Source organism: Acidicapsa dinghuensis, assembly GCF_025685685.1.
In the GTDB taxonomy this organism is placed as follows: domain Bacteria; phylum Acidobacteriota; class Terriglobia; order Terriglobales; family Acidobacteriaceae; genus Acidicapsa; species Acidicapsa dinghuensis.
Window position 1 is genome coordinate 81,233 of record NZ_JAGSYH010000009.1, and the last position, 13,711, is coordinate 94,943.

A 13,711-nucleotide genomic window follows, 5' to 3' on the forward strand; every position below is an offset into this window, starting at 1 on the left:
AAACAAAACGGCCAGGCCGAAGCCTGACCGCTTCCCCGCTTCTTGTGAGCTTACCGCGCAAACGCTATATATTTGCGCCCCTCATACAACCGGAATCCGCCATTATCCGCCTTGACTATCTCCAGCGGTCGCGGACGCTTCATCTCCGCATCGTTATGCGCATCCACCTGCAGCAGATCGTGCGCACCCACATCCAACACTAAAAACTTATCGCCTACGAAGCCCACGCCATAAATACCTGCGGGCAGCTTCTTGCCTTCGATCTCAATCGGATCCTCAGTAATGAAATACGCCTGATATTTTTGCTGGACGTCGCTCGAGTATCCGCTCGTATCCACCATCACCGAGAGCAGATAGCTGCCATCCGCAAACTTCACACCGCCAGAGTTCCGCAACTGCGTCGTCGCTGACTGTCCCTTGAAATACACTGCCGGAGGCAGCAGCTTCGTCGCATCTGCGACTGACAACACTGTGTCTCCGCCTTGCGCCCAGGCTCCCACGCCTGCTGCAAGCACCATAAGCGGCAGCCAAAAATGAATTGCCTTTTTACCCATCTTGCTCCTCTAACTCCCCATCAATTCGCTGAAATAACTGCCCGGAGTATAGCGCAGCCCGCTCCCGGCCTGGATCTTTCGGTCGAGGTCTGCCCTGGTTCATCTACCTGCCCCAGCCTCGGAATCGTGACATTTCGAACATTCATGGCCTTCCATCGCCGGCACCGCATCCTACAACCGGAACTGAAGAAATAATTAAGCTCTTCGAAATCACAAGAATGGTCCCCAATTATGCAAGTAAGTACAGGCTTTTCCGAGAAACTTCGCGTTTCTCACTTTTGCTCCCTGCATTTCCTTCGCACATCCGCTTTTCTGTCGCTCGTGGTCATGACAACATCCGTTCTTATGGCGCAAACCAGCCAGGCCCAAATATCGCAGCAGACATCTCAACTGACATCTCAATTGCCAGACAATCCCTCAATCAGCGTTTTACAAGAGGGTCAGACAGATATTCAGCTTGCAAGCTCGCTACAGCAGAGCAGTCCGCAGTCCCCGCTTCAGACTCCATCCACAGCTCAGCCATCACCTACCAACCCAATGCCGATGGATACTCCCGTACCGGTGCATCCATCGCACTACATGACGCTCAACGAGCGCTTTCGCCTCCAGGCCCACACCACATTCAGTCCCGAGGCCATCGTCCTGCCTGCGGCTGAGGCAGGCATCACCATGGCCCATCCGGCACGCCGTTTTCCTCGCGACTGGTCGGACGGCGGGGCAGCCTTTGCCCGCAACTACGGTTCAACCGCTGGAGGCCGTACCGTCGGAGGCTTCACCGATTTTGGTGTCGCCTGGCTCGATCACGAAGATCCTCGCTACTTCCGCTCGCTTGATCACCGCGTCACACACCGTATCTCCCATGCCATCTTTTTCACTTTCTTCGATCGTATGAATTCTGGCCAACGCACCTTTGCTGTTTCAAACTTTGCGGCAGCTTCCGCATCAGGATTCATCTGCAATCTCTGGCAACCCGATGGCTTCAACGACATCGCCCATGGCCTGCAACGTTCTGAACGCGGGTTTGCTGCCATCACCACCGCCAACATCATTGCCGAGTTTTCGCCTGACCTCTCAAAGCTGATGCACAAAGCGCACCTGCCCGACGGCGTAGCCAACTCCATCCTTCCCCGCTCGTTCTGAGCGCAGGTTCATCTCAATTTTCCTCTTGACAATCAAGAGGAACAGGTTTCTCCTCTTGATAATCGAGAGGAGAAACCGGCCTTGCCCGAATTTCCCAAATCTGAAGAATCCGAGAAAGCCCCTTCCATCCCGGAGCCCAAGTCAGGTGATCTCGTCCAGGGAACCCTGGAGATGCTCATCCTCAAAACCCTCGCCCTGCAGCCCATGCACGGATACGGCGTCGCCCTGCGCATCGAGCAGGTCTCCGGCGGCGTCTTCCGCGTCAACCCCGGCTCGCTCCTTCCTGCGCTCAGCCGCATGGAACGCGCCGGTCATGTGAAATCCGAATGGCGCGCCAGCGAAAACAACCGTCGCGCCAAGTACTACCTGCTGACCGCCAAGGGCCGTAATGCCCTCGAAGCCGAAACCGAACAATGGGACCGCCAGGCTGCCGCCATTCGCCGCATCCTCGAGGCCTGAGGCATATCGACGTTCCGCAAATTCGGGTGCCCCAGGTCTCGACTTTGAGACCTGGGATCAACAAGACCCGCTATCAAAAGATCCCCGCCAAGAGGAAACCATGACCTGGCTCCGAAACCTCACCCACGGCCTCCGTTCCCTAATCCATAAGCCCAGCGTCGACCGCGAACTCGATGAAGAGCTCGCCGCATTCGCTGCTGCCTCAGCCGCTGACAAACAGCGCTCCGGCATGTCCGCGCGGGAAGCTCGCCGCGCCGCGCGAGCCGAGATTGGCAGCATGGGAGCCGTCAAGCATCAGGTCTGGTCCTCCCGCTGGGAAGGCACCTTCGACGCCATCCTCCAGGACACGCGCTTCAGCCTGCGCATGCTCCTCAAGAGCCCCGGCTTCACCTTCGTCGCGCTGCTCTCGCTCGCTCTCGGCATCGGAGCCAACACCGCCATCTTCACCCTGCTCAATCAGGTTCTACTCCAGAACCTTCCCGTCGAACACCCCGAACAGCTCGTCACGCTCGGCGAAACCAGCAGCTCCGGAGTGGCCGGCGGCATCGATCTAGGCGACTATGGTCTCTTTCCCTGGTACTTCGCCCGCCAGCTTGCCTCTGACCACGGCCCATTCCAGGGCATCGCCTCGTACTGCAGCTTCTCCGACAAGGCCAGCATCCGCCTGCCCGGCAGCGCCTCGACTGACGCAGCCATTCTCGCGCCCGTCACACTGGTCTCCGGCAACTATTTTGATTTGATCGGCGCCCACCCATTCCTGGGTCGCGCCATTAATAACACCGATGACGCCACCCCCGGCAGCGGAGCCGTCGTGGTGCTCAGTTACCACTTCTGGCAGGAGCAGCTCTCCGCCAACCCCAATATTCTCGGCAAAACTCTCACCGTCAACGGCACACCCTTCGCCATTGTCGGCATCATGCCTCCGTCCTTCCACGGCCTCAAACAGGATCTCGTAGCCGCCGATCTGTGGACACCCATCAGCATGCAGCCCCAGGTCCTCAGCCAGGCATCCTTCCTCACCCGCGATGGGCCCTACTTCCTGCAGCTCTTCGCCCGCCTCAGCCCACAGGCCGCCAACGACAAGGCAGCCTTCGCGCAATCGCAGGCCTGGCTCGACCAGCAGATCCGCACCGGCATCCGCGCCAATGACGCCACCCAGATCACCCCAGCGCGCGAGGGTGAAATCGCCCGCCACACCGTTCCGCTCATTCCCGCCGCGCGCGGAGCATCCTTCCTGCGCAGCCGCTACGGTGCATCGCTTTGGATACTCATGGGTGTTGTGGGGCTCGTCCTGCTCATCGCATGCGCCAATCTCGCCAACTTCTTGTTGGCTCGCGCCACCGCCCGGCAGCGTGAACTCGCAACCCGTCTTGCTCTCGGTTCCAGCCGTATCCGCATCCTGCGTCAGAGCCTCATCGAAACGCTCCTGCTCTCGCTCCTCGGCGGCGCGCTCGGACTGACCCTGGCCTTCGTGGCGACGCGTGTCCTCATCGCGTATGTCAGCAACGGTGAGGGATACACAGCCCTGTCCCCCACACCCGATCCTGCCGTTCTGCTATTCACGCTCGGCGTCTGCGTCACCACGGCGTTGCTCTTCGGCATCGCACCGGCTCTTACCGCCGCTCGTACCGGAGCCGGCTCACTCACCAGTAACACCCGTGTATCCACTGCAGGCCGCTCCGCTCAACTGCTGCCCAAGTCGCTCGTCGCCGCGCAGGTCATTTTGTCTCTGCTCCTGCTCATCACTGCCGGTCTCTTCCTGCGCACACTGCAAAATCTCCAGGACCAGGACTTTGGCTTCGACAGCTCGCATCTGCTTATTGCCTGGATCAACCCCAAGCTCGTCGGCTACAAACCCAGCCAGACTCCCGCTCTGCATCAGTCGCTGCTCGAACGCATCTCCGCCATTCCCGGCGTTCGTTCAGCAGCGCTCGCCGCCGCCCCGCCCATGAGCTCGGGCAACTGGTCTTCCTCGTTCAAGATCGAGGGCTACACACCCGGGCCCAAAGAGAGCATGAACTCCGTCCTCAATCGCGTCTCGGGCCAATACTTCGAGACCGCTGGCATTCCGATCATTACTGGTCGCGCCATCGGTGACTCCGATACCCAGACCACCGGTAAGGTCGCCATCATCAATGAATCCGCCGCCCGCCGTTTCTTCCCCAAAGGCGGCATCATTGGCCGCAATATCACCATCGACATCGATTCCGTGAAAGGTCCGTGGCGCATCGTCGGCATCGCCCGCGACACCAAGAACATCGATCCACGCCAGACCGATCAGCCCATCATGATCTGGATTCCTCTTGCGCAGATTCCGCCCATGGCGCCCGTGGCTTTCGTTGGCCCTCCCACTCCAGGCCAACCCGTCCCGCAGGAAGAAAATCAGGACCGCTTCGCCAGCGTCATCCTCGCCCGCACCACTGGTGACCCCGCAAAAACCATTGCCGATCTTCGCTCCGCTGTAACGCAGGTCGACCCCAACCTGCCCATCATCGACATCCGCACCATCGAGCAGCACATCGGCGGCTTCATGACTCAGCTCACGCTGGTCTCTCGCCTCTGCGGCTTCTTCTCCATCCTCGCACTCGTACTCGCCGCCATCGGCCTCTACGGAGTCATGAGCTATTCGGTCGTCCGCCGCACCAGCGAGATCGGCATCCGTCTCGCCCTCGGTGCGCAGGCCCAGACCGTCCTCTGGATGATCCTCCGCGAATCCCTGCTGCTCCTCATCATCGGTGTCGCTGTCGGCCTCCCGCTAACGTTGAGCCTCACCCGCCTTCTTCGCGACCAACTCTACGGCCTTACCGCCACTGACCCCATCACCTTTGCCGGCGCCATCGCCGTCGTTGCTCTCATCACTGTCGTCGCCGCATGGCTACCCGCCCGCCGCGCCGCCAAAGTCGACCCCATGATCGCTCTCCGCTGCGAGTAGGACACGAGGAATCCAAATGACCTGGTTACGTAATCTCACCACCGGCCTCCGCTCCCTGATTTCCAAGCCTCGCGTCGACAGCGAGCTTGACGAAGAACTAGCCTCTTTCGCCGCCTCCTCAGCCGCGGACAAACAGCGCGCCGGTATGAGCCCGCGCGAAGCCCGCCGCGCCGCGCGAGCCGAGATCGGCAGCGTCGCCGCTGTGAAGCATCAGGTCTGGTCCTCGCGTTGGGAAGGCGTCCTCGACAACTTCTTCCACGATCTTCGCTACAGCTTCCGCATGATGCTCAAGAGCCCCGGCTTCACACTCATTGCGCTGCTCTCGCTCGCGCTCGGCATCGGTGCCAACACTGCCATCTTCACCCTGCTCAACGCAATCCTGCTGCGCCCCCTGCCGGTCCTCAAGCCACAAGAGTTATACCTCTTCGGACCCGGAAGAGCCGCGGGAAGCGCAGGTGGTCTACCCGACGACAAAACCCAGCTTTTTTCCTATCCCTTCTTCCGTGAAATCAGCCAGAAGACGCAAAGCTTCTCCGGTATTGCTTCTCTTTGCAGCCTCCAGCTCGGCAACTACGCTTCCATCGACGGGGCACCTTACACTCCGGTCCACATCGATCTCGTTTCGGGCAATTATTTCTCTGTTCTTGGCGTACCAGCATTCCTCGGCCGCACCATCTCCACGGACGACGATCGCACAGCCGGCGCTGGCCCCGTCGCCGTCGCAAGCTACGCGTGGTTCCAGCGGCAATTTCACGGCGACCCATCAGCTCTCGGCAAAATCATCCACATACAGGAGCATGATTACACCCTTATCGGCGTAGCCCAGCCCGGCTTCTTCGGCGTCACCGTTGGCCAGTCCACTAACCTCTGGATTCCGCTCTCCATGGAGAAAGAAGTCTCGCCCGGCTGGAATGGTCTCAACGACAAGCTCTTTCAGTCGCTCTATCTGATCGGACGTCTCAAACCTGGTATCTCAGTAAGCCAGGCCAGCGCTGAAACCAACGCATTCTTCAAGCAGGTTTTGCGCGCCGAATACGTCGGCAACCCACCCTCGCAAAAAGAACTGCAAGCCATCCAGCATGCAAGCATCGAGCTGACTCCCGCAGAGCGCGGCATCTCTCGTCTGCGCCGCGCCTTCGGCCTGCCGCTCAAGATCCTCATGACTATCGTCGCGCTCGTACTCCTCATCGCCTGCGCCAACATCGCCAACATGCTGCTTGCACGCGGCGTCGCACGCACACGCGAAATCGCCGTGCGCATGGCCCTCGGAGCCTCCCGCGCCCGCATCGTCATTCAGCTTTTAACCGAATCCCTCCTGCTCGCCTGCCTCGGTGCAGGCATTGGCGTCGCCCTCGCCTGGCGCACCGGAGCCATGTTGCTCAACATGGCCGCGCCTGGCCCCGAGCCCGTTCCCGTCAACCTCACGCCAGACCTGCCAGTCCTTGGATTCACGCTCGGCATCACTGTCGTGACCGCGCTTCTCTTCGGCATGCTGCCTGCCTTCAAGGCCACCAGTCTTGAATTCACGCCTGCTCTCAAAGATGGTCGCGGCAGCTCTTCCGCCAAGACACGCGGCGCACTCTCGCGCTCACTCATCGTCGGTCAGGTCGCCCTCTCGGTTCTGCTCCTCATCGCTGCAGGCCTCTTCCTGCATAGCCTCCTCAAGCTCACATCCATCGATACGGGCTTTGACAAGCGCAACACCCTTCTCTTTTCCATGGACTCCAGCACCGCCAATCTCCCCCATGGCACGCCCGATGAAATCCGCTCCGTTCATCTGCAGGAACAGATCGAGCAGCGCGTCCAGTCCATCCCCGGCGTCAAGGCCGACAGCTTCGCCTTCTTCACCTTCAACGAAGGCGGCTGGACCTCCGATGTCACCTTCAACGGAATACCTCGCACGCCCGAAAATAGCCGCGCGGTCGCAAACAATAATGTCGGCAACGGTTTCTTTGAAGCCATGGGCATTCCCCTCGTTGCTGGCCGCGCCTTCAACGATCACGACACGCAGACCTCACCCAAGGTCGCCATCATCAACGAAACCATGGCGCACCGTTTCTTCCCGAATGAATCACCCATAGGCCGTCGCTTCGGCTTCGGCGAAGACACCGCGCACAGTAACGACATTGAAGTCGTCGGCGTCGTCAAAGACGCCAAGTACTTCGGCCTCACCGAAGACGCAACCATGGCCGATTACTTCCCTTGCACCCAGAACGTCGGCTTCTACGGCAACTTCCTCGTCCGCTATGCCCCCGGCGCGAACCGCCAGCTTCTCGTCTCCCAGATCCGCGCCGCCATCGCTCAGACCAACCCCAACATCCTCGTCACCAATGTCAGCAGTCTTGAGGAACAGGTCGATCAATCCATCTCCACTCAGTCCCTCATCGCCAAGCTCTCCGCGTTCTTCGGAGTCCTCGCCGTCTTCCTCGCCTGCATCGGCATCTACGGTCTGCTCAATTACTCCGTAGCCCGCCGCACCAGCGAACTCGGCATCCGCCTCGCCCTCGGCGCGCAATCCAACAGCCTGCTCTGGATGATCCTCCGCGAATCCATCGTCCTGCTCACCGTCGGGCTCGTCATCGGCGTTCCCGTCGCGCTCGCTACAACACGCATCCTTAAGAGCCAACTCTATGAGCTCAGCCCGCTCGATCCGCTATCAATCTCGACTGCTGTCGCCATCATCGCCGTCATGACCGTCTTCGCGGCATGGCTGCCAGCCCGCCGAGCCACCCGCATTGATCCCATGACCGCTCTCCGCTGCGAATAACAGCAGAGCGAGGACGCTGACAAACCTGTCCAAAAGTAAGCCGGGGATTTATCCCCGGCACAAAACTGCTGCGAATGAGCAACGGAGAGCATTAACCGTCACTCCTAACAAACTCTGGTATAACTCTCACCATCTCCCCGCCGAGCGCCCCCACGCACGGCAAAAGGCGGCGTGGTGAACCAGGAAGACCTTCCCAGCCAGTCCCGGCAAATCTTCGAGCAGGCGCTCACCGCAACCCTACGCGAGCACAACCGTCCGCTGCCCGAAGACTGGCTCTTCCACACCCTCGCCGACCTGCTCCTCACCCGCGAAGCAGTCCTGAGCCTGCTTCAGCATCTCTCAGTCGCTCTGCAACACCACGGCTTCGATGGCGGCTTCCCGCCCGAGTCCGCCGACTTCTTCTTCACCTCCACACAAAAGTGCGGCGCATGGATCGGCGAAATCTATAATCTGCTCGCAATCAGCGCAATGCCCGGAGGCGATTCTCTCGAAGATATGCTGGCGCAGGTCGATAATGCTTCTCCTCACGCCGGTGCAGTAGAACCTCCGACACCATCCGCCGCAAAGCCCGATATTCCAACCTTCTCCGCCCCTGCACCCTCACAAAGAGCCACTCTTGCGGAAGGCTCCCGCATACAGGGTCTTAGGCCCTCTCAAGTGACGCGCACGGGCATGGCGCAAGAGCCCTCACCGGCATCTGAAAAGAGCACGATTGGCGAATTCACCCGAATTTTTTCGACGCAACCAGTCATGGCTCCGGAGCCGTCCCCAACCCGCGTCACCCAGCCCTACACGCAGGCCAGCATCGTCCGCGTCTTCTACGCGACAGATCGCAACCAGACCTCGTTATCCGGTCTCGACATCGGCTACGACGCCAACCGCTCCCCCAACGGCCAACTCCACTACGGCCTCTGCGAAGTCTCGATTCCTAAAGTCCACAAGACCGGCCATCTCGAATCACCCTCCATCCTGCGCCTTGAGTTCCGCCCCGACCCCAGCAAGCACATCCTGCTCCAGCAAACGCTCTCGTTCGCCGAGCAGGAGTTCTTCCAGCAAATCACGGCATCCGTCCAGAGCTCTCCACTCCGCGATGCCTTCGTCTTCGTCCACGGCTACAATGTGTCTTTTGAAGACGCCGCCCGCCGCACAGGACAGGTCGCCTTCGACCTCCAATTCGCTGGAGCGCCCATCTTCTACAGCTGGCCCTCACTCGGCCACTTTGCCGATTATCTGCGCGACGAAACCAACGTCGCATGGTCCGCTCCGCATTTCGAGCGATTCCTTCATCTGCTGGCTCAATACACCGGAGCCACACGCATCCACGTCATCGCGCACAGCATGGGCAACCGCGCCGTCTGCGAAGCTCTCAACAACATGAGCCGCGACCCAGCCACCAGCCTGCGGTTAACGCATCTCGTCCTGGCCGCGCCCGACATCGATGCGCAGACCTTCGCCGAGCTCGCCGGCGCTCTCCAGCGCCTCTCCACCCGCATCACCCTCTACGAGTCCGTCAACGACAAAGCCCTGCAGGCCTCCCGCCGCATCCACGGCAATCCCCGCGCCGGTGAACCATTGCTCATCGTCCCCGGTCTCGACACCATCGATGCCTCGCTCATCGATACCGACTTCCTCGGCCACTCCTACTTCAGCGACAACTGGCCGCTCCTCGCTGACATTCACTCCATCCTCGCCAGCGACGAATCTCCCTCACAGCGCTTCGGCCTAGTAGCCATGCAGCATGCACAGGGCAATTACTACTCCTTCCGGCGATAATGCCCTTCGTGCGACGCCTGAACTGGCATCGTGTGACCACAAATCCCTCATACCACTCAATCTACTGACAACATTTCTCAAAGCCGCGCGCTATACTTCCCGCACTTTGAAAGCAGTAAAGGAAGATCTCATGAAAAATCTCGCTCTCCTGCTTCTCCTCACACTGCCCGCGGCATCCCTCGCTCAAACCAAAAAGCCGCCCACAGACCTGCGCGGCGTCCTCACCGAAGAACTGCACTCAACCCACGATGTAGAAGATTGGTTCGTCCCCGCCAGCACTGCCGTCGCCGGCCTCACCGCCGATCAGGCCAAATGGACTCCCGGCAAAGACCAGCACTCCGTCGGCCAACTCGCCTATCACATCTGGTTTTGGGACACGCAGGCTCTGGCTCGCTTCAAAGGCGAAAAAGCCACTCCGGCGCCAAGCAACAATGACGAAACCTTCAACGATTACAGCCCCGCGCAATGGGATGAACTCGTTAAGAAACTCAACCAGGTGATGACCGACTGGGACACTGCCGTCGCCGCAGCGGATGACGCCAAGCTCGCTGCCAATGCCTCGCTCATCGCACACGTCGCCACGCACAACGCCTATCACATCGGCCAGATCCTCTACGTCCGCAAACTCCAGGGAGCGTGGGATCCGAGCAAGGGTGTCAAGTAAACTCCTGCCCCACATAAGCTCCTGCTCCGCAGCGTAACGTCAGGCGTGCCTGCATGAACATACAACCAGATTGTCGGAAGATTTATGACCTTGACGGACTTCGAACAAGCCCATCTCGATCTCATTCGAGATTATTTTGCTTCCATCGAATCGGGTGTATCCACGCGCGCCTTCTTCACTGAAGATATGCTTCAAATCGAGTTCCCGAATCGCCTCAACCCCAAAGGCCAGCGTAGCGATCTCGTTTCCCTGATCCAGCGCAGCGAGATGGGAAAGAAGGTCCTCACCAGCCAGCACTACGAGATCGTTTCCGCCATCGCTCAGGGCAACCGCGCCGCCGTCGAAGCTGTCTGGACAGGCACTCTCGCCATTCCTTTCGGGGCCTTATCCGCGGGCTCTGTGATGAAGGCGTACTTCGCCATCTTCTTCCAATTCCGCGACGGCAAAATCGCCCTTCAACACAACTACGATTGTTTCGAACCCTGGTAGCCGCGCTTTCACCAACTTCACTTCAGGCGGAACCGCATCACTCGCGCCGGGGACATCTTCATCCCCGGCTTCACATCACCGTGCTCATCCAACTTGTCCCAGCCTGAATTAGCGATGTAATAGAACCACTCACCCACTACCACCCCATGAGTCGGATCACCCAGCTCCGGTCCGCGCTCAATAACATCCTGCGTTGTAACCCGTGTCCATGAATCTTTCGTGCGCATCCGCATAACGCGTTCTGGCGTTGTGCCGTTCTGTGTCAGCAGCATTGCGTCCTGCGCAACATACACACCATCAACTCCACTCAGCGCCGCACCACCCTCTTCATTCACCCACCGCACATCGCCGGTTTCAAGATCGAGCGATCCGATCCCACGCACATAATCCGGCACCAGAGCATGCTTTCCATCTGCAAGCATCGCGGGCGTCTGCGGAGAAATAAAATCCCTTCCATTGATCAGCGCAAGCTTCCCATCTTTCACTCGATATACACCGCCGCCCTCGCCATCACTCACAATCGGCTCGCCGCTCGGCATTAGCGCCATATCTCCCAGTGCTCGCTTTCCTCCATCGATACGCTGCCGCACCGCACCGGTCTTGAGATCCAGGCACAACACTTCAGAGCGTCCCCAATCCTCCTTCGCAACATTGCTGAACCCATCGATCGCCGACTCCGTCGCCCACACCTGGCCGCGTACGGTGTCCACTTTGATCGCCATCATCGACCAGCCATGCGGCGATTTCGCAAAGTCGGTAATCTCGCCTTTCTCAGACACACGCACAATCTTCTTCTCAAGCACGCTCGTCATCAGAAAGCCTCTCGATGACGGATCGTAATCCATGTCCTCTGCAAGCACTCCGGCATCCTTCAGCGAAAACGCCGTCTCCCCACGCTGCACCGCACTCTCACTTGCCTTCATCTGATCGAGAATTGCCTGGTATCGCGGCATCTCCTGCAACGCCGCAAACTGCGCGGCTTTACCCTGCAACATCGCGTCATCCGTCTGCCCCATATCCACGAATTCCTTCAATGCAGCCAGCGCACGCTCATTCTCGTTCCCTTCCGCATACACACGCGCCTCAGACATCACCACCGCCGGCGAATGATGCAGCATCTTTGCCAGCTCCACTACCGCCGCAACGCGCGCTGCGTGTTCGCCGGCCTTCTTCGCCTCCGCCGCCTGTTTCTGCAGCCGCGCGAATTGCTCCTGAGCAGTCTCAATAGACTGAGAAGCCCAACCTGCAAGTACAAATGCCGCAATCACAAGCCGCATCATCATGCCTCGCATTCTATCCACATCCGCATGCAAGTTCTCATCTGCAAGACGCTGCTACCATGAACTCGTCGCATGACCCCTGCACTCGAAACCCGACGCCTCATTCTCCGCCCTCTCGCTCTTGAAGACGCTGAGCAGGTGCAGCATATCTTTCCTCAATGGACTATCGTTCAACATCTCAATGCCATCGTCCCCTGGCCATATCCGCCAGACGGCGTTCTCACCTACTACCGCGATCTCGCGATGCCTGCTATCGCTAGCAACAATGAGTGGCACTGGACCCTCCGCCTCAAACTCGCGCCCGAAATCATCGTTGGCGCCATTGGCCTCATGCGCACCCTTGATCCAGCAGTCCCCATGCACAACCGAGGCTTCTGGCTTGATCCCACACATCACAACCAGGGCCTGATGACCGAAGCCGTCATAGCTGCCAACGAATACTGGTTCGATGTTCTCGGATATCCAATCCTCAGCACTGGCAAAGCCACAGCCAACATCGCCTCGCGTCGCATCAGCGAAAAAACCGGCATGCGTCTCGTCTCCACTGGAGAAAGCAACTATGTCTGCGGCCGCCTGCCCAGCGAAAACTGGGAGATCACCCGCGAAGAATGGCATACCTGGCGAGCTACCCATCTACGCACCGACAAAACAGCATCAAAATCCCAGGAGATTCCGTCTCCTGGAGATGCTGCGCATGATTCTGGTCACGGGGGCCACCGGTAAAAACGGAACTGAACTGATCAAGCTCCTCACGGCACGCGAGATACCTCTACGCGCCATGGTCCACAGTGCCGAAAAATCACCTAAGACCTACGGTCCCGGCATCGATTACGTCGTAGCCGACTTCGATGATGAGCCCAGCCTCCGCCGCGCCCTCGGCGGCATCGACCGAGCATTCCTCGTTACACCTTCGTCGGAAAAAGTGGAAGAGCGGCAGCTTCGTTTCGTACGTCTCGCAGCCGAAGCCCATGTTAAACACATCGTCTATCTCTCCCAGCTCGATGCCGACTCCAGTTCCTCGCTTCGTTTCCTGCGCTACCACGGTGTAGTAGAAGACGCCATCCGCACTTCAGGCATGGCCTTCACCATGCTTCGCCCAAATCAATACATGCAATCGCTCGCCGCATTCAAAGGCACCCTCGCAAGCGAGGGCAAAATCTACGCTCCCATCGGCGATGCCCGCCTGAGCATCATCGACGTGCGCGACATCGCTGCCGTAGCCGCCGAAGCTCTGTCCGGCCCGGACCTCGAAGGCAAATCCTACGACCTCACCGGCCCCGAAAGCCTCACCCACTCCGAGATAGCCGCGCACTTGTCCGCCGCCCTCGACAAGCCCATCGAATTCATCAACATCACCGGCGACATGCTTCTCAACGCTCTGGTCTCTCAAGGCTTCCCCGAGTGGCAGGCCGCGGGCATTGTCGAAGACTACGAAAGCTATCATCGTGGCGAAGCCGCTAAAATTTCACCGGCAGTCAAAGAAGTCACCGACAAAGAATCGACCTCCTTTGCCCAGTTCCTCGCCGATAACAAAGAGCTCTTCCTGTAACCTTCATCCTCCCGAACCCTGTTTCACTCTCGGTAAAACGCCGTCCATCACCCCAAAAACGCTGAAACGACAAGATCATTCGCCTCACTTACGTGTATCTGTGC

General features: G+C 59.3%; 11 protein-coding genes. 9 read left to right on the forward strand and 2 right to left on the reverse strand.

Annotation, left to right across the window (positions count from 1 at the left end):
• Window positions 1–50: 50 nt before the first annotated feature.
• Window positions 51–554 carry a hypothetical protein gene (locus tag OHL22_RS22485; protein WP_263342042.1) on the reverse strand — a complete coding sequence of 168 codons (504 nt, stop codon included), beginning with the start codon at window positions 552–554 and terminating at the stop codon, window positions 51–53.
• 327 nt (window positions 555–881) lie between these two features.
• On the opposite strand from OHL22_RS22485, the gene OHL22_RS22490 reads away from it, so the two are divergent.
• From OHL22_RS22490 to OHL22_RS22520, 7 genes are all read left to right on the forward strand, one after another.
• Window positions 882–1,694, forward strand: coding sequence for a hypothetical protein (locus OHL22_RS22490; protein WP_263342044.1), 813 nt, complete (start codon window positions 882–884; stop codon window positions 1,692–1,694).
• A gap of 126 nt (window positions 1,695–1,820) precedes the next feature.
• Window positions 1,821–2,153: a PadR family transcriptional regulator gene (locus OHL22_RS22495; protein ID WP_263342162.1), complete on the forward strand. Its 333-nt coding sequence runs from the start codon at window positions 1,821–1,823 to the stop codon at window positions 2,151–2,153.
• A gap of 100 nt (window positions 2,154–2,253) precedes the next feature.
• Complete coding sequence (locus OHL22_RS22500) at window positions 2,254–5,085, forward strand: ABC transporter permease (protein WP_263342046.1); 2,832 nt, start codon at window positions 2,254–2,256, stop codon at window positions 5,083–5,085.
• A gap of 16 nt (window positions 5,086–5,101) precedes the next feature.
• Window positions 5,102–7,852, forward strand: coding sequence for an ABC transporter permease (locus OHL22_RS22505; protein WP_263342048.1), 2,751 nt, complete (start codon window positions 5,102–5,104; stop codon window positions 7,850–7,852).
• A 174-nt stretch (window positions 7,853–8,026) separates the two neighbouring features.
• Window positions 8,027–9,625 carry an alpha/beta hydrolase gene (locus tag OHL22_RS22510; protein ID WP_263342049.1) on the forward strand — a complete coding sequence of 533 codons (1,599 nt, stop codon included), beginning with the start codon at window positions 8,027–8,029 and terminating at the stop codon, window positions 9,623–9,625.
• 130 nt (window positions 9,626–9,755) lie between these two features.
• Complete coding sequence (locus OHL22_RS22515) at window positions 9,756–10,289, forward strand: DinB family protein (protein WP_263342050.1); 534 nt, start codon at window positions 9,756–9,758, stop codon at window positions 10,287–10,289.
• Window positions 10,290–10,373: 84 nt separating this feature from the next.
• The gene (locus tag OHL22_RS22520; protein WP_263342051.1) at window positions 10,374–10,778 is read left to right on the forward strand and encodes a nuclear transport factor 2 family protein; all 405 of its coding nucleotides are present in this window, start codon (window positions 10,374–10,376) and stop codon (window positions 10,776–10,778) included.
• 17 nt (window positions 10,779–10,795) lie between these two features.
• On the opposite strand, the gene OHL22_RS22525 is transcribed toward OHL22_RS22520, so the two are convergent.
• A complete protein-coding gene (locus tag OHL22_RS22525; RefSeq protein WP_263342052.1) occupies window positions 10,796–12,070 on the reverse strand; it encodes a YncE family protein in 1,275 nt (424 codons plus the stop codon).
• A 60-nt stretch (window positions 12,071–12,130) separates the two neighbouring features.
• On the opposite strand from OHL22_RS22525, the gene OHL22_RS22530 reads away from it, so the two are divergent.
• Together OHL22_RS22530 and OHL22_RS22535 are read left to right on the forward strand one after the other, a co-directional pair.
• Window positions 12,131–12,781, forward strand: coding sequence for a GNAT family N-acetyltransferase (locus OHL22_RS22530; protein WP_263342053.1), 651 nt, complete (start codon window positions 12,131–12,133; stop codon window positions 12,779–12,781).
• The gene (locus OHL22_RS22535; RefSeq protein ID WP_263342054.1) at window positions 12,753–13,607 is read left to right on the forward strand and encodes an SDR family oxidoreductase; all 855 of its coding nucleotides are present in this window, start codon (window positions 12,753–12,755) and stop codon (window positions 13,605–13,607) included. Before OHL22_RS22530 ends, OHL22_RS22535 begins: the two co-directional genes overlap by 29 nt.
• Window positions 13,608–13,711: the final 104 nt, after the last annotated feature.

Coding starts and splice junctions, on each gene's coding strand:
- OHL22_RS22490 (WP_263342044.1), top strand. CDS start 882: ATGACAACATCCGTTCTTATGGCGCAAACCAGCCAGGCCCAAATATCG.
- OHL22_RS22515 (WP_263342050.1), top strand. CDS start 9,756: ATGAAAAATCTCGCTCTCCTGCTTCTCCTCACACTGCCCGCGGCATCC.
- OHL22_RS22535 (WP_263342054.1), top strand. CDS start 12,753: ATGATTCTGGTCACGGGGGCCACCGGTAAAAACGGAACTGAACTGATC.
- OHL22_RS22530 (WP_263342053.1), top strand. CDS start 12,131: ATGACCCCTGCACTCGAAACCCGACGCCTCATTCTCCGCCCTCTCGCT.
- OHL22_RS22525 (WP_263342052.1), bottom strand. CDS start 12,070: ATGCGAGGCATGATGATGCGGCTTGTGATTGCGGCATTTGTACTTGCA.
- OHL22_RS22485 (WP_263342042.1), bottom strand. CDS start 554: ATGGGTAAAAAGGCAATTCATTTTTGGCTGCCGCTTATGGTGCTTGCA.
- OHL22_RS22505 (WP_263342048.1), top strand. CDS start 5,102: ATGACCTGGTTACGTAATCTCACCACCGGCCTCCGCTCCCTGATTTCC.
- OHL22_RS22520 (WP_263342051.1), top strand. CDS start 10,374: ATGACCTTGACGGACTTCGAACAAGCCCATCTCGATCTCATTCGAGAT.
- OHL22_RS22500 (WP_263342046.1), top strand. CDS start 2,254: ATGACCTGGCTCCGAAACCTCACCCACGGCCTCCGTTCCCTAATCCAT.